At 45.8% G+C, this 18,576-nt stretch carries 15 protein-coding genes, 5 tRNA genes and 1 pseudogene; 18 read left to right on the forward strand and 3 right to left on the reverse strand.

Features of this window, described 5'->3' with window-relative positions; genetic code table 11:
• The 12 genes from L865_RS0119010 to L865_RS0119075 all read left to right on the forward strand — a co-directional run.
• On the forward strand, positions 1-460 hold a 460-nt coding region (locus L865_RS0119010), incomplete at its 5' end, for a regulatory protein RecX (protein WP_342666135.1).
• Between the two features lie 383 nt (positions 461-843).
• Positions 844-3,468, forward strand: coding sequence for an alanine--tRNA ligase (alaS, locus tag L865_RS0119015; RefSeq protein ID WP_028774693.1), 2,625 nt, complete (start codon positions 844-846; stop codon positions 3,466-3,468).
• A gap of 368 nt (positions 3,469-3,836) precedes the next feature.
• The gene (gene csrA, locus L865_RS0119020) at positions 3,837-4,034 is read left to right on the forward strand and encodes a carbon storage regulator CsrA (protein WP_028774694.1); all 198 of its coding nucleotides are present in this window, start codon (positions 3,837-3,839) and stop codon (positions 4,032-4,034) included.
• Between the two features lie 203 nt (positions 4,035-4,237).
• Positions 4,238-4,329, forward strand: a tRNA-Ser gene (locus L865_RS0119025).
• A gap of 22 nt (positions 4,330-4,351) precedes the next feature.
• A tRNA-Arg gene (locus L865_RS0119030) sits at positions 4,352-4,428 on the forward strand.
• A gap of 42 nt (positions 4,429-4,470) precedes the next feature.
• Positions 4,471-4,547 (forward strand) — tRNA-Arg (locus L865_RS0119035).
• A 53-nt stretch (positions 4,548-4,600) separates the two neighbouring features.
• A tRNA-Arg gene (locus L865_RS0119040) sits at positions 4,601-4,677 on the forward strand.
• 8 nt (positions 4,678-4,685) lie between these two features.
• Positions 4,686-4,777, forward strand: a tRNA-Ser gene (locus L865_RS0119045).
• 736 nt (positions 4,778-5,513) lie between these two features.
• On the forward strand, positions 5,514-5,759 hold the full coding sequence (locus L865_RS0119055) for an OadG family protein (protein ID WP_028774695.1): 246 nt from the start codon (positions 5,514-5,516) through the stop codon (positions 5,757-5,759).
• A 15-nt stretch (positions 5,760-5,774) separates the two neighbouring features.
• Positions 5,775-7,583 carry a sodium-extruding oxaloacetate decarboxylase subunit alpha gene (gene oadA / locus L865_RS0119060; protein ID WP_028774696.1) on the forward strand — a complete coding sequence of 603 codons (1,809 nt, stop codon included), beginning with the start codon at positions 5,775-5,777 and terminating at the stop codon, positions 7,581-7,583.
• Between the two features lie 8 nt (positions 7,584-7,591).
• Positions 7,592-8,722, forward strand: a complete 1,131-nt coding sequence (locus L865_RS0119065) for a sodium ion-translocating decarboxylase subunit beta (protein WP_028774697.1) — start codon at positions 7,592-7,594, stop codon at positions 8,720-8,722.
• Between the two features lie 245 nt (positions 8,723-8,967).
• On the forward strand, positions 8,968-9,156 hold the full coding sequence (locus L865_RS0119075; protein ID WP_028774698.1) for a hypothetical protein: 189 nt from the start codon (positions 8,968-8,970) through the stop codon (positions 9,154-9,156).
• A gap of 12 nt (positions 9,157-9,168) precedes the next feature.
• Here L865_RS0119075 and L865_RS0119080 read toward each other — a convergent pair whose 3' ends face one another.
• The 3 genes from L865_RS0119080 to L865_RS0119085 all read right to left on the reverse strand — a co-directional run bounded on the left by L865_RS0119080 (position 9,169) and on the right by L865_RS0119085 (position 11,423).
• Positions 9,169-9,504 carry a PBPRA1643 family SWIM/SEC-C metal-binding motif protein gene (locus tag L865_RS0119080; protein ID WP_028774699.1) on the reverse strand — a complete coding sequence of 112 codons (336 nt, stop codon included), beginning with the start codon at positions 9,502-9,504 and terminating at the stop codon, positions 9,169-9,171.
• Between the two features lie 86 nt (positions 9,505-9,590).
• The gene (locus L865_RS25245) at positions 9,591-9,776 is read right to left on the reverse strand and encodes a hypothetical protein (protein WP_084632593.1); all 186 of its coding nucleotides are present in this window, start codon (positions 9,774-9,776) and stop codon (positions 9,591-9,593) included.
• Between the two features lie 399 nt (positions 9,777-10,175).
• Positions 10,176-11,423 carry a dicarboxylate/amino acid:cation symporter gene (locus L865_RS0119085; RefSeq protein WP_028774700.1) on the reverse strand — a complete coding sequence of 416 codons (1,248 nt, stop codon included), beginning with the start codon at positions 11,421-11,423 and terminating at the stop codon, positions 10,176-10,178.
• Between the two features lie 352 nt (positions 11,424-11,775).
• Between L865_RS0119085 and L865_RS0119090 the strand changes: the two genes are divergently transcribed.
• The 6 genes and pseudogenes from L865_RS0119090 to L865_RS24205 form a co-directional block, all read left to right on the forward strand.
• On the forward strand, positions 11,776-12,198 hold the full coding sequence (locus L865_RS0119090; protein ID WP_028774701.1) for a YqaA family protein: 423 nt from the start codon (positions 11,776-11,778) through the stop codon (positions 12,196-12,198).
• 70 nt (positions 12,199-12,268) lie between these two features.
• Positions 12,269-15,103 (forward strand): M16 family metallopeptidase, encoded by a 2,835-nt coding sequence (locus L865_RS0119095; protein ID WP_028774702.1) that lies wholly within the window; start codon positions 12,269-12,271, stop codon positions 15,101-15,103.
• Between the two features lie 295 nt (positions 15,104-15,398).
• On the forward strand, positions 15,399-16,988 hold the full coding sequence (gshA, locus tag L865_RS0119100) for a glutamate--cysteine ligase (RefSeq protein ID WP_028774703.1): 1,590 nt from the start codon (positions 15,399-15,401) through the stop codon (positions 16,986-16,988).
• On the forward strand, positions 16,988-17,422 hold the full coding sequence (locus tag L865_RS0119105; protein ID WP_037471614.1) for a hypothetical protein: 435 nt from the start codon (positions 16,988-16,990) through the stop codon (positions 17,420-17,422). Before gshA ends, L865_RS0119105 begins: the two co-directional genes overlap by 1 nt.
• Before the next feature lie 124 nt (positions 17,423-17,546).
• Complete coding sequence (locus L865_RS0119110) at positions 17,547-18,164, forward strand: transglycosylase SLT domain-containing protein (RefSeq protein ID WP_051484699.1); 618 nt, start codon at positions 17,547-17,549, stop codon at positions 18,162-18,164.
• Positions 18,165-18,343: 179 nt separating this feature from the next.
• Positions 18,344-18,576, forward strand: a pseudogene (locus L865_RS24205) (IS110 family transposase); the annotation flags it as partial.

Genomic DNA, 18,576 nt, shown 5'->3' on the forward strand with positions numbered 1-18,576 from the left:
CAATCAAACTAAAGCTGCCCCTAAACATTCTGCCATGCATATTGCGGTTGGCTTGTTAGCCCGCCGCGATTATTCCCGCCAACAAATTCAACTCAAATTACAACAAAAGCAATACGATGCTGACGAGATTGAAACCACGCTAGAACAGTGCCAGCAAAGTGGTTATCTTGATGACGCGCGTTTTGCCGCATTATTACTAAAGTCCCATATTAGTAAGGGCCATGGTGTTAACAAAATACGCCAGTCTATGCAGCAAAAAGGTCTGCACAAAGATTTGATAGCCCAAGTGCTGTTAGAATCTGAGTGTGACTGGTTTGCCGTTGCTCGACAAAAGGCTGAAAAAAAATATGGCTTAGCGACCGAGCTTGATCACCCAACCCGTGCTAAGCGATTACGCTTCCTTTTGGGTCAAGGCTTTGACTACGAACAAGCTAGTTACGCACTGTCTGTAGAAGACTAGATAGCCTCATCTTCCCCTACGATAAAGGGCAATATTTCTCCATTGCGTTTAGCCAGATTTAAGTCGGCTTAGCAGCGAGGTAATGCGAGACTATAAAGTGGTATTTTATTTTGCCACAATGGCATTAAATCTCTGGTTGTTCGCTTAGACTCTGCTTATAATGCTCGGTTAAAACGTGCAGACTGTAGGGCTAAAGTGCCTCCTCAGCTTCGATAGGTGGCTAGATTTTAGTTGAGTGTGAAGAACATTTTTCCTTACATCTTCTTGGTCGAAAAGAATAACAGCCCAACCTATAACTCTGCCTAATGAATTAAAGTATTGAGCAATTAGCTCAGTATATTTTAGCTGTTTATTGTGAGCTTAATCTAAATCAGGGTGATTTCATGTATCAAACCACCGCAGCGCTAAGAAGTGCGTTCTTGGAGTTTTTCCGTAATAACGGTCATCAGGTCGTGGACAGCAGTTCATTAGTGCCAGGTAATGACCCCACCTTGTTGTTTACCAACGCAGGTATGAACCAGTTTAAAGAACTGTTTTTGGGTGAAGATAAGCGCGATTATAGCCGTGCGACTACCTCACAGCGCTGTGTGCGAGCCGGTGGTAAACATAACGACTTAGACAATGTCGGCTACACCGCTAGACATCACACCTTCTTTGAAATGTTAGGTAACTTTAGCTTTGGCGATTACTTCAAACAAGATGCGATTCAGTTCGCATGGCGTTTTCTGACAGAAGAGTTGAAACTACCGAAAGAACGTCTATGTGTCACCATCTATGAAACCGATGATGAAGCCTATGACATTTGGACCAAAGAGATTGGTGTTCCAGCTGAGAATCTTATCCGTATTGGCGACAATAAAGGCGCGCCGTATGCGTCTGATAACTTCTGGCAAATGGGCGATACCGGTCCTTGTGGTCCGTGTACAGAGATATTCTATGATCATGGCGACCATATCTGGGGTGGCCGTCCAGGTACGCCAGAAGAAGATGGCGATCGTTTCATCGAAATCTGGAATATTGTTTTCATGCAGTACAACCGTCAGTCTGACGGCACCATGGAGCCACTGCCTAAACCGTCAGTGGATACCGGCATGGGGATTGAGCGTATTGCAGCAATTATGCAGGGCGTTCATTCAAACTATGAAATCGATATCTTCCAAGCCCTAATTAAGAAAACCGCTGAAATCCTATCTGTTAGCGATCTTGAAGAAAAGTCATTGCGAGTGATTGCGGACCATATTCGTTCTTGCGCTTTCTTAATTGCCGATGGCGTGATGCCATCAAATGAAGGCCGGGGTTATGTGTTGCGTCGTATTATTCGTCGTGCGGTTCGCCATGGTAACAAGCTAGGCGCTACCGAATCATTTTTCTACAAATTGGTGCCAACACTGATAGAAGTGATGGGTGATGCTGCCAAAGGCCTAGTTGCCACGCAAGCGATTGTGGAAAAATCACTTAAAGCTGAAGAAGAGCAATTTGCCCGTACACTCGAGCGTGGTCTAGGTATATTAGATGCCGCACTGACGGGCCTAAAGGGTGATGTACTCGATGGTGAAACCGCATTTAAGTTATACGACACTTATGGCTTCCCGGTTGATTTAACCGCAGATGTTTGCCGCGAGCGCAATATCACCGTTGATGAAGCAGGATTTGAAGCTGCGATGGCTGAGCAGCGTAGCCGAGCGCAAGCTGCAGGTCAGTTTGATACTGACTACAATGACAGTTTAAAAATCGAAGGTGAGACTGAGTTTTGTGGTTACACCGGTTTAACGGGTGAGAGCGCTGTTAACGCTATTTACGTAGATGGCCAAGCAGTCGATAGCATCGGCTCAGGCGAGAAAGCAGTTATTGCGCTAGAGACAACACCATTTTATGGTGAATCTGGCGGTCAATGTGGTGACAAAGGCAGCTTAAGTGCAGATGCGGTTAGCTTTAATGTTATCGATACCCAAAAGTATGGTACTGCAGTAGGGCATATTGGTGAGCTAGCGCAAGGCGAGATTCGCGTGGGACAACAACTTGCAGCACAAGTTGATAAGAAGCTGCGTCATCGTACTGAGTTAAACCACTCTGTAACGCATTTATTGCATGCCGCATTGCGTCAGGTCTTAGGTAGCCATGTGACCCAAAAAGGTTCATTGGTTGACCCTGAGCGTCTCCGTTTTGACTTTTCACATTTTGAAGCGGTTAAGGCAGAAGAGCTAAAAGCAGTTGAAGATTTAGTTAATACCCAAATTCGTCGTAACCACGAATTGAAAGCTGAAGTGATGGATATTGAATCAGCCAAAGAAAAAGGTGCGATGGCGCTATTTGGTGAGAAGTATGATTCACAAGTACGCGTCGTAACCATGGGTGATTTTTCGATTGAGCTGTGTGGTGGTACCCATGTTGGTCGTACGGGTGACATCGGCGTATTCAAAATTACTTCAGAAGGTGGCATCGCTGCTGGTGTTCGTCGTATTGAAGCGGTCACCGGCGCAGCTGCAATGGCATACATTGCTAATCAGCAAGCAGATTTAGAGCAAGCCGCTTCATTGCTAAAATCTGATTCAGCCTCTGTGGTCACTAAGCTAAAAGCACAATTAGACAAAACTAAGCAACTGGAAAAAGAGTTGGCGCAACTTAAAGATAAGTTAGCGGCTGCTACCAGTGCCGACCTTGCTGGTGAAGCGCAAGAGGTAGCGGGTGTTAAGGTGTTGGTTAAAAAGCTTGAGGGTGTGGAGCCAGGAGCACTACGCGGCTTGCAAGACGAGCTCAAGCAGAAGCTGCAATCGGGGATTGTAGTACTTGGCATAGCAGGTGATGCCAAAGTTAACTTGATTGTTGGTGTGACTAAAGATCTTACTGCTAAGGTTAAAGCAGGGGAGTTGGTCGCTACTGTTGCTGCCCAAGTGGGTGGTAAAGGCGGTGGGCGTCCGGATATGGCACAAGCTGGTGGTAGTCAACCAGAGAACTTAGATGCCGCATTAGCGAGCGTGTTACCTTGGTTGACTGATCGATTGAGTTAATCGTTAAAAAAGCGCCTACGGCGCTTTTTTTATGACTAAGATTAAGGCATGGTAATTCAAGGATGTTTAGGTAATGGCATTAGCGTCAAAAATTGCCGCAATAATGATCATTACCTAATAATAATCTAAAGAAGTGTAATTAATGCTGGTTTAATCTCGTAAAGTGATAATATAACCTAACAAAAGAGCGAAAATAACGCGTTATGGTTAGATGTCAGACAGATATCTCACGTTTTTGACGTTTAAAGGTGCAATTAAATCACGCTTTTCGAATAGACTACTGTTAATTTGTACTATGCTGACCTTATAATAAGCATATTAACGGAATAGTGCCGTAGAGAGCAGACTAGGAACTAAGGAGCAAAAGAATGCTGATATTAACTCGTCGTGTTGGTGAAACACTGATGATTGGTGACGAAGTAACTGTCACTGTGTTAGGCGTAAAAGGTAATCAGGTACGCATCGGTGTGAATGCACCTAAAGAAGTCTCTGTACATCGTGAAGAGATTTATCAACGTATTCAGTCTGAGAAGGCCGGAAATGCACCTGAGGGTGGCAACTTTTAAGTCAAACTCTTGGACCGGAGTAAGACTTATAGAGAGTCAGCGATTTCGCTGGCTTTTTTGTTTTTGGGCTTTTAAAAATGTACTTTTCCTGCGTATTTGGTGCATTAGAGTACAATCTGCTTAAAAACGACTCAAACAGTAATTGTTTATCAGAAATGGTTTGACTTATTTTCATCAAACAGTAATATGTGCGCCAAGAAAACGGAGAGGTGGCCGAGTGGCCGAAGGCGCTCCCCTGCTAAGGGAGTATGGGCTTTAACTCCCATCGAGGGTTCGAATCCCTCCTTCTCCGCCATTTCTTAACTAGAAAACGATATGCGCGTGTAGCTCAGCTGGATAGAGTACCTGGCTACGAACCAGGCGGTCAGAGGTTCGAATCCTCTCACGCGTACCATTTTTTGTTTTTTAGTGTAAAGTAGTTTATAGATAGTAAGATGCGCGTGTAGCTCAGCTGGATAGAGTACCTGGCTACGAACCAGGCGGTCAGAGGTTCGAATCCTCTCACGCGTACCATATTCTAAATCGACGGTTTATACCGTCGTTTTGTTTGTTAGACCATAAAATTTGCGCTTGTAGCTCAGCTGGATAGAGTACCTGGCTACGAACCAGGCGGTCGGAGGTTCGAATCCTCCCAAGCGCGCCATTTTATGCGGAGAGGTGGCCGAGTGGCCGAAGGCGCTCCCCTGCTAAGGGAGTATGGGCTTTAAATCCCATCGAGGGTTCGAATCCCTCCTTCTCCGCCATTATTAAAGCCCGTTGAATATTCAACGGGCTTTTTTAATGCCCGCTTTTTAAAGGCAGCTGTTGCTGCTATTCAATGACCTTTATTTCTACCATTATTACTACTCGCCTTGAACTAGCTTGCCAAGACTCGCGCTGAGTAGATCAAATTCTTATACTGATTGATATAACAACACCTAACGCGACTGTTGCTTGCAGCAACTTCTTCGCAGACAAGCCAAGCGGTTTTTTGTCGTAATGGGCTTGTTCGATGAATACCGCACCGCTGAACGGGCAGTTTTGCTGCTTATTTAGCGACAATAGGCTAACTTAACCATTATCAACAGCTATTCCTAGTGGCTTAGGCTGCTCGAATGAATTTTTGCCTTTCAAAATTGCATAAAATGCGTGATGGCGATTAATGTTCTGTGTTGTGGAATCAATTTTTATCGTTGGCTGTGGCATTTTATTAAGAAAATGATTGGTAAGCGCAAATTGTTGTCATATCTGCATTTTTAGTGTCATATTTTTATCATATTTTCACTTTGACCGATTTGGATACGGCTATTTTGGTAAGACCAATTTACAAAAGGCTCGCGTTTTTGTTATAGATTAGTTATGGTTTTCAACCTTGATAGCGAATATTCGCGCTAAATTAAGCAAGTTGTCCCTGACTAACAGGAGTTTGCTACTGCCTAAAAATGCATTAAGTTGAATTTTAGGTGCATAAAAGAAGTACTAGAACAGAAAGAGGAAAGTATGAACGCAATTTCACAACAGATAGTGGATGCCCTCGGTATCATGCTGCTTGGTATGGGCTTAGTTTTCCTATTCCTTTCTATGTTGATCTTGGCGATTAAATTGGTGGCGTGGAAGTTCGCCCCTGAAACCCAGGTTAGTAGTCAGCCGCAACCGGCCGCTACTGATAGTCAGAATAATAATATCGATCCTAAAATAGTTGCTGCGATTACTGCGGCAATTCATCAGTATCGAGCAAAAGCATAAAATTAGGGAGTTTATATGAGCAAGCCTTTAGCATTAACTGATGTCGCTTTAAGAGATGCCCATCAGTCCATTCTTGCCACTCGTCTTAGAATCGAGGATATGCTTCCCATAGCAGCAAAATTAGACCAAGTTGGCTATTGGTCACTTGAATCTTGGGGCGGCGCCACTTTTGATGCCTGTATTCGTTACCTTGGTGAAGATCCGTGGGAGCGTATCCGTGAGCTGAAAAAAGCCATGCCCAATACCCCGCAGCAAATGTTATTGCGTGGACAGAATCTTTTAGGTTATCGCCATTACGCCGATGACCTCGTGCACCGTTTTGTTGAACGTGCACACGATAATGGTGTTGATGTATTCCGTATTTTTGATGCGATGAATGATGTACGTAACCTGCAACAGGCAGTAAAGTCTGTTGTTGAGGTTGGCGGGCACGCGCAAGGCACCATTTCTTACACCACAAGCCCAGTACATACATTAGATACTTGGGTCGATATGGCCAAACGCCTTGAAGATATGGGTTGTCACTCTCTATGTATTAAAGATATGGCAGGCTTGCTTAAGCCGTATGAAGCTTACGATCTAATTAGCCAGCTTAAAAATCAGACTGATCTCACTGTTGCCCTGCATTGTCATGCAACCACAGGTTTAAGTACGGCCACCTACCAAAAAGCCATTGAGGCGGGTATCGATGTCCTTGATACTGCTATTTCCTCAATGAGCCAAACATACGGCCACAGCGCAACAGAGACCTTAGTTGCTATGGTAGAAGGCACTGACCGTGCGACGAGCTATGATATGGTGCTGTTAGAAGAGATCGCCGCTTACTTTAGAGACGTGCGTAAGAAGTACGCCAGTTTTGAAGGTGAGCTTAAAGGGATTGATTCGCGCATTTTACGTGCTCAAGTGCCAGGCGGCATGTTGACCAACATGGAAAATCAGTTACGCGAGCAAGGCGCATCAGATAAGCTCGACTTGGTTCTGGAAGAGATCCCTAAAGTCCGTGAAGACCTCGGCTTCTTACCGTTAGTGACACCTACTTCTCAAATAGTGGGTACTCAAGCGGTGATTAACGTATTGACGGGTGAGCGATACAAGTCAATGACAAAAGAAACTGAAGGCGTACTTAAAGGCGAGTATGGCGCAACTCCGGCCCCAGTAAATAAAAGCCTTCAAGACAAAGTACTTGATGGTGGTGAAGCCATCACTTGTCGCCCAGCGGACCAGTTAACGGCAGAGCTAGATAACCTACGCGGCGAGCTAAAAGATAAAGCCGCCCAGGACGATGTGCGTCTCGCCTCTGAGTTCGACGATGACGTATTGACCTATGCACTGTTCCCGCAAATTGGTTATAAATTCTTGCAAAACCGCGACAATGCCGATGCCTTCGAGCCTAAGCCTGAAGCCGCGTCAGCCACTGTAGCTGCTGCGGCTTCAGCATCAGCATTAGGGGAGCCAGAAACGTATACGGTTAACGTACAAGGGCAAAACTTTGTTGTTGAGGTATCACCTGGTGGCGACATTAATCAAATTGTGGCGACAGACAATGTGGTGTCCTTTACGCCACCGGCCTCTTCGCCCGCAGCAGCGGCTGCGCCAGCAAGCACTGAAACTAAGTTAGAGATGAGTGCACCGCTGTCCGGCAACATCTTCAAAGTTAACGTAGCTCAAGGCGATACCGTTAAACAGGGCGATGTGGTGATTATTCTAGAAGCCATGAAAATGGAAACCGAAGTTCGGGCTGAAGCCGATGGTGTGATCAGTAAAATTTGGGTGAAAGAGGGCGATTCTGTCGCTGTAGGCAACCAATTACTGGGCATAGCATAGGAGTCGTCATGGAAGGTTTATTAGCTTTTTGGGCTGAATCAGGTATCGCCAACTTTACTGGCGGCCAAATGTTAATGATGGCGGTGGGTGCCACGCTATTATATTTAGCCATAGCCCGTGGGTTTGAACCCTTGTTGCTATTGCCAATTGGGTTTGGTGCCATTCTGGCCAACATTCCCAATGGTGGCTTTACCGATGAAGGCGGACTGTTGTATTTCGCCTACTATGTGGGTATCGAAACCGGTATTTTCCCATTATTGATTTTTATGGGCGTTGGGGCGTTGACTGACTTTGGCGCCTTAATTGCTAACCCACGCATGTTGTTACTGGGCGCCGCTGCACAATTTGGTATTTTTGCGACACTGATAGGCGCAATAGCGCTCAATGCGGTCCCGGGTTTTGAGTTTACTATGGCAGATGCGGGGGCGATTGCGATTATTGGCGGGGCCGATGGTCCAACGGCAATTTTCTTAGCGTCCAAACTGGCACCTGAATTATTAGGGGCGATTGCGGTAGCGGCTTATTCTTATATGGCATTGGTACCGATTATCCAGCCGCCTATTATGAAGGCGCTGACCACTGAATCTGAACGCCAGATCAAAATGGAGCAACTGCGTGAGGTGAGCAAGAAAGAAAAAATCATCTTCCCGCTAATGGTGCTTGGGTTAACGATTTTGTTTTTACCAGCGGCAACACCGTTAGTCGGTATGTTCTGCTTGGGTAACTTAATGCGCGAATCGGGTGTGGTGGATAGATTATCTAGCACAGCGCAGAACGAGCTGATTAACATTGTCACCATCTTCCTTGGATTGGCAGTAGGTTCAAAACTGTCTGCTGAGCAGTTCTTGCAAATCGAGACTTTAGGTATTTTGGTATTAGGTGCGGTCGCGTTTGCAATCGGTACAGCATCAGGGGTACTTATGGCTAAATTGATGTGCAAGTTATCGGGTGGGAAGATTAACCCGCTTATCGGCGCAGCGGGCGTGTCAGCGGTACCTATGGCAGCACGGGTAGTGAATAAGGTGGGATTAGAAGCTAACCAGCAAAACTTCCTATTGATGCATGCAATGGGCCCCAACGTTGCTGGGGTGTTAGGCTCAGCAGTGGCTGCGGGTGTGTTGATTGCCGTACTGGGATAGCCCAATAGCTTGAAATGTTAAATGCCGCGAGTCATCTCGCGGCATTTTTTTATGCGCTTAAAAAGCCAATTTTGGCGATTTATGCTTATCAATATGGCTAAATTGCCAAAAAATGTTGTCCGCATTGACATAGATCATGGTTCCCCTACGTCATTTGGGTTTTTATAAAGGTGATGTATATCCCATATTGCAACTCAAAGTTAACAAAAAGTTGCTAGAAACAGTTATGACAATGAGGTGCTAACATGGAATTATTACCCAACTGCTATACCGACCTGTGTATTAACGGTAAATGGTTTCATTATGACCACGGTGAGCTATCGGTGTTTATGCTTAATGGCGGCAGCCCATTAACCTTTGAATTAGAGCGCGCACCACAAACAGAAGATGAGCTAGAAGCTCATCTAGAAGTGTTTTCCCAAAGCGTTTTATAAAAGGGTAAGTGGCTAGCCACAGCAACGCTTGAATTTCTGGCCACTGCCGCAGCTACATGGGTCGTTACGTCCAGGGACTTTAGTGACAGTTGCTGTCGTGGGCCGATTAAGGTAGCCATCTAGCTCTGCAATATTTTCCACCGCGCTTGCATCAACAGTAATGTTGCCATGCAACTTTTGGCTTTGTAGCAGCGCTGCTATTTCTGCTTGGCGTTCGCTACTGGTGACAGTGAGCTCAAAAGGGCGTTCTAGCGTCCCAGGTTTAGCGCTACGCTTTGTGTTGTAACCAAAACTCTCATGCTTAGGCTTAGGAGTTTTGCGCCCTTTAAAGAAGAACTTGTCTGACATGGTATTTCCTGAATCTCACTGCGCACATATTGCGGGGGCGCAATCTTACCAGACCATTGAGCGCTCGCCTAGTGACCGATTAGCTGTTAGCTACGTAAGTTTTGTCCTGCGGTTAGCCAAAGTAAGAACAACAATGACAAGATCAGGGTCATGCTGATGGCGATAATATAAATAAAGCCCTTTTTGCCCTGCTTAAGCGGCACACCATTGAGGTGTAAAAAAAGCGTCCAAAACAGACAAAGTATGATGGGTAGGAAGAAGAGTTTGGTCATAAATGGCCTTAATTATCTTTCAGTTAAGCTATTTTATACCAATCAGTATAAGAATTTGATCTACTCAGCGCGCTTTTGGCAAACTAATTCAAGACGAATAACAGAGGCAATGGTTGCTCCCTTGCGAGGTTATTCAACGCAGAAGTAGGTAGCCAAAAACGCGCCAGAACGGCGAGTTTTAGCAGTCCTGATGCTATGTTAACGAGCTTAACCGTAGAACAACTATGCTCTTCACTCGTTGCCTTGCCTCAGAACCTCTAAACTCTCGCTGAGTGACTAAATGTTTATACTGATTGGTATTACCTATTCAGTATAACGCGTTTGATTTTATTGCATAGTTTGGGTATTAAAAAGGCCACATTCAGTGGCCTTTTTGTTGCGAGTTAACTAAATCTGTAGCTAGCTGGTTGCGGTTTTTAGTGGCTCGTCGTTAGTATAAAACTGGTCTACGTCGACTTGTCCCTCAGATTTACCAACCACAACGGCCGTCATCATATCGCCGGTGACGTTGGTACTGGTGCGGATCATGTCGATAACGCGGTCAATGGCTGCAATAAAGGCGATGCCTTCAAGCGGCAGACCAACCACACCTAACGTGACCGATAGCATCACCATAGCGCTACCCGGTACGCCAGCGGTGCCTACAGAGGCGACCGTTGCGGTAACCGCAATCAGCAAGTAGTCACTCATCTCTAGTGGAATACCATAAATTTGCGCAATAAAGATAGCGGCAATAGCAGGGTAGATACCGCCACAGCCGTCCATGTTCATGGTTGCCCCCATTGGCAGTACAAAGGCGCCGTATTTCTTAGATACGCCCATAGACTCAGTACAGCGCGTACTTGCGGGCAGAGTGCCAAAGCTCGATGCGGTGGTAAATGCAACTAGCTGAGCTGGCATGGCTTTACGGAAAAACTGCACTGGGCTCAGTTTAGCTGCAAACTTTATTAAGCCACCATAAACCACAATAATGTGGATTAATGCGGCAATATAAATGGCGCCAATAAATTTACCCAGTGGCAATAGAGTCGATAAACCATACTCACCAACAACCCATGCCATTAAGCCAAATACGCCGATTGGAGTCAGTTGTAGTACCATGCGAGTTAATTGGAACATCACTTCAGCGCCCGCTTCGATGGTGCGCTTTAATGCGTCGGCTTTTTCGCCCACTTTATTAATGGCAATCCCCACCAGTGCGGCAAATACGATGATTTGCAGTACTTTGCCTTCAGCAAGTGAGGCGAAAGGATTGACTGGGATCATATCAAGCAGCACTTGTGCAAAGCCGGGGACATGGCGCTCGCGAACTTCTGAGGTGGCTAGCTCCATGGTGCCACCCATATCGATCATCGAACCAACTGTCAGGCCGATAATTGAAGCGATGGTGCCGGTGAACATAAACATCGCCAGGGTTTTAAAGCTCAGGCGCTTTAAACTGACATCATTGCCCAGTGCCGTAATACTGACCACAATCGCACAGAAAATCAGTGGTGCCACTAACATCTTAATCGCTGCAATGAACAGGTCGCCCAGCGGTTTTAATACGGTTGCTTGCTCACCAAAAATGACACCGACGGTAGCGCCTAAAATAAAGCCCGCTACCACCTTTTGCCAAAAAGGGATTTGTTTAATCGTTTGCCACATGTCTGTTATTCCAAATATTGATTGCCACACTGAGCGAGTACAATTTGAGTGTTAGGGTTATTTATTTTGGTTATAAAAAACAACTTAACTTGCACGACTGCGTGTGTGTGAAAATTATGTGCGAAACGTCATAGTTTGCCTGCTATATACTTGCTTAGCAAAAATAATTGGTTTCACGGTAATTTCGCCATTTTATAGATAGACCGTGTTGCGCAACAAACCATTTTTGTTATAACTTATTGTGATAATAAAGTTTGTTTTAATATCTTTAAATTTTAACGGTTGTGCAACACTGCAGAAGTGATGGGCAATGATTAACAAAACATTACGAAATATCATTAGGTAAGAGAATATGACAACGTTATGGTTGATGTTTAGTGCCGCATTTCTTGCTGCGACATTGTTACCGGGTGGATCGGAAGTTTTACTTGCCGCACTGATTAACGATGATGCATCGATATGGTTAACACTGGTCATCGTCGCCACTGTGGGTAATACACTTGGCTCGATCACCAGTTATTACCTTGGATCTTTAGGGCGCTTTGCTAAGTCGCCGGAAGATATGGCGTCGGGTAAGTACCAGCGTAGTTTGGCGTTGATCCAGCGCTATGGTTACTGGTCTTTGCTGCTTGCCTGGGCACCAGTAGTGGGCGACCTATTGTGTTTGCTAGCGGGCTGGATGAAGTTGCCTTTGATTCGTTCAACCGTGATGATTTTTATCGGAAAGAGTATTCGCTACCTGTTGGTTGCTGCGGCAGCCTTGCATTGGTTATAGTGACAAACAGACAGTTTGATGTCATTGGTATTTTAAAGGTATTGGACCACCAAGCCTGAAGGAGTTTACGTTGAAAAAATGGATATTAGCAGCCGCGGTGTCAGCGGCGTTGTTAGGTTGTGCCAACCAACAAACCCAAACTAACTTACCCGCAGGCGTATCACTACTAGAATCGGTGAGTTTTGCCGAGTCAGAAGTCGGTATCCCCTATAAAAAATACCAATTGGCAAATGGCTTGACTGTGGTGTTGCACCAAGATAGCTCTGACCCACTAGTGCACGTAGATGTGACCTACCATGTGGGCTCTGCGCGGGAAATGTCTGGGCGTTCAGGTTTTGCTCACCTGTTTGAACATATGATGTTCCAGGGATCTGAAAACGTGGGCGACGAGCAGCACTTTAAAACGGTCACTGAAGCCGGTGGTACCTTAAATGGCACCACAAATAGTGATCGCACCAACTATTTTGAAACCGTCCCCAGCAATCAGCTGGAAAAGATGTTGTGGTTAGAGTCGGACCGCATGGGATTTTTCCTGCCTGCACTAACAGAAAAGAAATTTGAAGTGCAGCGAGAAACCGTCAAAAACGAGCGAGCGCAACGGATTGATAATCAACCCTACGGCCGCATGAGCGAACGCTTTAATCAAGCCTTCTACCCACAAGGGCATCAATATTCTTGGCCTGTTATCGGTTGGCCGGAAGATTTAGAACGCGCCGACCTTAACGATGTGAAACACTTTTTCCAGCGTTGGTATGGCCCGAACAACGCGACCTTAACCATAGGTGGCGACTTTGACGAACTGCAAACCTTAGCTTGGGTAAACAAGTATTTTGGCGAAATACCTGCCGGGCCAGCAGTACAGGCCGATGAAAAGCAGTTGGTTACACTGCCTGAGACGCGTTACATCTCAATGGAAGATCGCGTGCACTTGCCTTTATTACGAGTGGCGTTCCCAACCGTTTATGGTCGCCATGACGATGAAGCTGCGCTGGACTTGCTGTCCAATATTCTTGGTGGCGGTCAAACATCAATATTTTATAAAAACTTAGTCAAAGATGGATTAGCGGTACAAGCCGGTGTGAGTCACCCTTGTCAGGAACTGGCTTGTCAGTTCTCTATGTATGCATTAGCTAACCCCGCAGCTGGTGTGAATTTAGCTGATATCGAAAAAACCATGCTGGCGTCTATCGCCGAATTTGAACAGCGTGGTGTCACTGACGATGACTTGCAAAAAGTGAAGGTTCAGTTTGAGGCAAACACCATTTTTGGTTTGCAAAGTGTCAAGGGTAAAGTCTCTACCTTGGCCTATAACCAAACCTTCTCAGACAACCCCAACATGATAGGTTACGATCTTAATCGCTATGCCAATGTGACCAAAGCCGATGTCATGCGGGTATTTAATACTTACATTAAAGATAAGCCCATGGTGGTGATGAGCGTGGTACCCGAAGGGCAAGGGCAACTGATTGCCCACGAAGATACCTTTGTGGCACCCGCACCTTTAGTGGCTGCTGATGCGGTGACTGGGCTTGATAATATTGCCGTGGCTAAGTCATCATTTGATCGCAGCGTGATGCCTGCAGCCGGTCCAGCTCCAGTGCTTAAGGTTCCCACCTTATGGACCAGTGATTTAAGCAATGGTATTGAAGTGATGGGGACTGAATCAGAAGAAACCCCCACCGTTGAGCTATTGATATACCTTAATGGCGGTCACCGCATGGTGGCGCTAGAGCAAGCAGGCCTTGCCAGCCTTACCGCGTCAATGCTTAACGAATCGAGTACCAAGCGCAGTACCGAAGAGTTGGCCCAAGCCCTTGAGATGATTGGTAGTACCATCAGTTTTGGCTCTAATGTTTACCAAAGCTATGTCAAAGTGTCTGCACTGACATCTAAGCTTGATGAAACCTTGGCCATCGTTCAAGAGCGTTTATTTGAGCCCGCCTTTAAGCAAGCCGATTTTGATCGCGTTAAACAGCAGCAGCTACAAGGGCTGCAGCATATGATGTCAGATCCTAACTTTTTAGCTTCTACCGGGTTTGATGCGCTGCTTTACGGCAAAGACTCACCATTAGGTGTGAGCAGTCAGGGCACACTGGCCAGCGTGTCTGCAATAACGCTTGACGATGTTAAGCAGTTTTATGCCAAACAATACCGTGCTGGCAACGCGCAAATGGTGGCGGTCAGTAACCTCAGTCAATCTGAGCTAATGGCTAAATTACAAGTGTTTAGCCAGTGGCAAGGCGACGCAGTAGCGCTGCCTGCACTTGCTGATTTGCCGAAAGTAAAAGGCGGTAAAATCTATATTCTTGATAAGCCGGGCGCGGCGCAGTCGGTAATTAAGCTGGGTAAGCGTGCCATGCCTTATGATGCGACAGGTGATTACTTTAAAGCTTATTTGATGAACTACCCATTAGGTGGCGCATTTAATAGCCGCATTAATTTGAACCTGCGTGAAGATAAAGGTTATACCTACGGCGCGCGTAGTTATTTTGCCGGTGGTAAAGAGCTGGGTGTGTTTGAAGCGTCAGCAAGTGTACGTAGCGATGTGACAGCACCTGCGTTAGTCGAGTTTGCGAAAGAGATTAATCAGTATCGCAAACAGGGCATGACAGACAAAGAGCTGGCATTTATGCGTAACTCGATTACGCAATCTCAAGCACTGGATTATGAAACACCGTATCAAAAAGCTGGCTTCATGCGCCGTATTCAACGCTTTGGTTTGCCCTATGACTACACCCAAAAGCAAACTGACATGATCAACACCATTAGCCTTGAAACGCTAAACCAAGTGGCTAAAAAGCAACTGGATTTACACAAGATGGTGGTATTGATTGTAGGTGATAAGGCGGCCATTGAGGCGGATATTAAAGCGCTTGGCTATCCAGTTAGAGATTTTGAGTTGTAATCTGGTTATTTGACCCTATATTAGACAGCATAAGCGGTATTCACTGTGTGAGTGCCGCTTTAGCGTTAAATAGGCGCCAATAAAATCAATGCCAATGTGCTTTAATTAGGCCAAGGCATGAAATATCTAATGTGATTGGCGGGTCTGACTAGGGGCAGTGAATCTTTGAAGAGGCATGTTGCTAAGCAGCAAACCTCTCGCCGTGACTAAAACGCTTTTATCTCGAACAACATTTAACCGCAAAAGGTCAACAGACCCTAGCTACCGTGACCATGACATATAAGAGACAAAGAGATTGAAATCTTTCAATGAAGTGATAGAGCAACTCTCCGATACTGACAGCCAACGTGCCTTGGGTGATTTACACCGTGGCATTGAGCGCGAAGCCTTACGGATTGACGCTGCTGGACACTTATCTATGCAGCCTCATCCCAAAGCCTTAGGGTCTGCTTTAACCCACTCTCGTATTACCACTGATTACAGTGAGTCTCTATTGGAGTTTATTACTCCCGTTCATGGTGACATAGAGTCGTTGTTTACCGATCTCACCTACACCCATGCTTACACGGTGCAAAACCTAAATGGTGAGCAATTGTGGCCAGTAAGTATGCCGTGTTATGTAGGCAATATTGAAGACATCCCCATTGCCGATTACGGCAGTTCTAACAGCGGCCAGATGAAACGTTTGTACCGTAAAGGACTCACGTATCGTTACGGCGCGCAAATGCAGATTATCTCTGGGGTGCATTTTAACTTTTCAGTGTCTAAATCGCTTTGGCAGCGACTCTATGAAGTGCAAGGCGCCGAGGGCGGCCGATGCAATTTCATTTCTGAATCTTATTTTGGTCTTATTCGTAACTATCGCCGTTTGGTTTGGGTGCTGCCGTATCTATTTGGCGCATCACCTGCGTTGTGTGGATCGTTTATTAAAGATCAGCAGACCGATATCCCATTTGAAAAAATGGGCAAAGGAACGCTGTATTTACCTTACGCCACCTCTTTGCGTATGAGCGACCTTGGCTACACCAACAAAGAGCAAGAAAGATTAAGTATTAGCTACAACTCCCTTGATGAATACCTAAAGGGCGTTGATGCAGCAATCAATATGTCATCAGACAAATTTGCAGAAATTGGTGTGAAGGTCGATGGTGAGTTTCGCCAACTGAATGCCAACGTGCTACAAATTGAAAACGAGTTTTACTCACCTATTCGTGCCAAGCGAGTCAGCTTACCCGGTGAAAAGCCATCTGAGGCACTAGCAAGGGCAGGGGTTGAGTACATCGAAGTGCGCGCATTAGATGTCAATCCGTTTAGCAGCGTGGGCATCACCGCATCGCAAGTGCGTTTTCTTGATATGTTTATTCTATATTGTTTGCTTCAGCCCTCACCGCCAAGTGATGCATCTGAGGAACAAGCATTATCAGGTAACCTCAATCAAGTGATTCTTCAGGGGCGCGACCCGCAACTGCAGCTAAACCGCGATGGTGAAATGGTCAGTAAAACGGTCTGGTTGCATGACATTTTTGCTGACTTACAAAAAATTGCTAAACAGCTAGATGGTGAGCAGGGTGAGGCATATCAACAAGCGTTAGCGCACTGGCATCAAGCAGTTGATAATCCAGATTTAACCCTGTCAGGGCAATTAATGCAGCAACTGTTTGACCAACAACTTGACCACGGTGAGTGGGTGATGAGGCTAGCCAAACAGTACCACCAAGAACTGCAGCAACTACCGCTACCAAGTGATGTACAAGCGAGTTATCAGCAGGCCGCTGAGGAGTCCTTAGTTCAGCAGACTGAAATAGAGCAAAGCGATACCGTGACATTTGAGCAGTTTTTAGATGACTACTTTAAACCGCAAGTGGATGACGCTAAGGTAAGCTGATGCGCAAGCTGATATTGATGATTGCGGCTTTAACGCTTGTCGGGTGCGCTTCAGCACCCGATGATGAAAACCTCTGCGGTACCGTTTCAGGCTACCTAGAGCCAGCAAAAGACCAAGGCCTATACCGGGCTGTCGTTACCCATTTAGATGGCAAGCCTGTTATCTCAAAGCCTAATTATCAATTGGCTCCTGGCGAGTATCAATTTACGGTGGCTGAGCTTATTAGCGACCCGGCTGTTAAGGTTAAATTGGCGGCGCGCACGCCGAAACAGTTTGTCATTAACGTTGAAGCTAACGAGCGTTACCACATAGGCGCGCAGTTCAATGCCGGAAAAATTTATCGCGGCATGGACGACAGCTATTGGCAGCCTGTGGTTTGGCAGCAAGAGTCTTATGATTGTGAGCGGGTGAAGTTACCAGCCAGTAACCAATAGCCCTTTGAGTCTGCGTTAAAAATTCCTCCTACTAACGTCAATAAACCCACCTGAATCAATTGCCTAATAATTCAAACAATGTGAAACTACTGGCTAACTGACGTTTAATTTGGCTAAAGGTTTTATGAAGCAATTGTCTTGGTTGTGGGTGGTGATTGCCACCCAACTGCTGTTAGGTTGTGCCACCCCTCCACCTAAAGACCCAGAAAATTTGTGTGCTATTTATCAAGAGAATCGCTCTTGGTATAAAGCGGCTAAAAACACCCGAGATAAGTGGGGCGTCCCTGTACATGTGCCATTGGCCATGATGTACCAAGAAAGCTCGTTTAAGCACAATGCAGCGCCACCAATGGAGTACTTTTTAGGCTTCATTCCCATCGGCCGTGCCAGTGATGCCTACGGCTATGCCCAAGCGAAAACCATGACTTGGGATGATTACGTCAGAGAAACCGGCAATTCCTGGTCTAGTCGTAGTAACTTTGACGATGCAATGGATTTTATGGGCTGGTTCATCTATAAATCGCATCAAATCAATGGTGTATCTAAATGGGACGCTCGTAATCAATATCTTAATTACCACGAAGGGTGGGGTGGGTATAAGCGCAAAACCTATAACCAAAAAGCATGGTTGATTAAGGTGGCCGATCGCGTTGATGCCCGCTCGAAACGATATGCAGCTCAGTATCGTACTTGTCAGGAGAACTTGGATTCTTCTTGGTTATGGCGGTTGTTCTTTGGATGATTAGCCTGAGGGCTTAATCATTTGAAATGAAGGCTAGCGACATTTGATCACCTGCGGTGGGGTTAGCTGGCTTTCGCCTCCAGCGGGGGATAATGGAATGGACCCATCCACTTTAAATCGGCCTCGCAATGGGCCACGATGTAGTTGCTACAACTCATCAGAAAGAGGACGGGTCCACTATGAAGATTACTACAGTTGGTTTAGATATCGCAAAGTCTGTTTTTCATTTTGTTGGCGTGAATCAGGCTGGAAAGTTAGTCAGAAAAAAGGTGATTAAGCGTAAAGACTTAGTACATTTTTTTGCCAAGATAGAGCCCTGTCTAGTCGTCATGGAGGCCTGTGGTGGGGCGAATTATTGGGCCAGAGAGTTTCAAAAGGTAGGACACCAAGTTAAGTTGATTGCGCCACAGCA

It is taken from the genome of Shewanella waksmanii ATCC BAA-643, assembly GCF_000518805.1.
In the GTDB taxonomy this organism is placed as follows: Bacteria; Pseudomonadota; Gammaproteobacteria; order Enterobacterales; family Shewanellaceae; genus Shewanella; species Shewanella waksmanii.

What these genes read in the sequence shown, in the direction of transcription:
- L865_RS0119055 (WP_028774695.1), top strand. Translation starts at nt 5,514, where the DNA reads ATGAACGCAATTTCACAACAGATAGTGGATGCCCTCGGTATCATGCTG.
- L865_RS25245 (WP_084632593.1), bottom strand. Translation starts at nt 9,776, where the DNA reads ATGACCAAACTCTTCTTCCTACCCATCATACTTTGTCTGTTTTGGACG.
- L865_RS0119065 (WP_028774697.1), top strand. Translation starts at nt 7,592, where the DNA reads ATGGAAGGTTTATTAGCTTTTTGGGCTGAATCAGGTATCGCCAACTTT.
- csrA (WP_028774694.1), top strand. Translation starts at nt 3,837, where the DNA reads ATGCTGATATTAACTCGTCGTGTTGGTGAAACACTGATGATTGGTGAC.
- L865_RS0119080 (WP_028774699.1), bottom strand. Translation starts at nt 9,504, where the DNA reads ATGTCAGACAAGTTCTTCTTTAAAGGGCGCAAAACTCCTAAGCCTAAG.
- L865_RS0119075 (WP_028774698.1), top strand. Translation starts at nt 8,968, where the DNA reads ATGGAATTATTACCCAACTGCTATACCGACCTGTGTATTAACGGTAAA.
- L865_RS0119110 (WP_051484699.1), top strand. Translation starts at nt 17,547, where the DNA reads ATGAAGCAATTGTCTTGGTTGTGGGTGGTGATTGCCACCCAACTGCTG.
- L865_RS0119090 (WP_028774701.1), top strand. Translation starts at nt 11,776, where the DNA reads ATGACAACGTTATGGTTGATGTTTAGTGCCGCATTTCTTGCTGCGACA.
- L865_RS0119085 (WP_028774700.1), bottom strand. Translation starts at nt 11,423, where the DNA reads ATGTGGCAAACGATTAAACAAATCCCTTTTTGGCAAAAGGTGGTAGCG.
- L865_RS0119105 (WP_037471614.1), top strand. Translation starts at nt 16,988, where the DNA reads ATGCGCAAGCTGATATTGATGATTGCGGCTTTAACGCTTGTCGGGTGC.
- oadA (WP_028774696.1), top strand. Translation starts at nt 5,775, where the DNA reads ATGAGCAAGCCTTTAGCATTAACTGATGTCGCTTTAAGAGATGCCCAT.
- alaS (WP_028774693.1), top strand. Translation starts at nt 844, where the DNA reads ATGTATCAAACCACCGCAGCGCTAAGAAGTGCGTTCTTGGAGTTTTTC.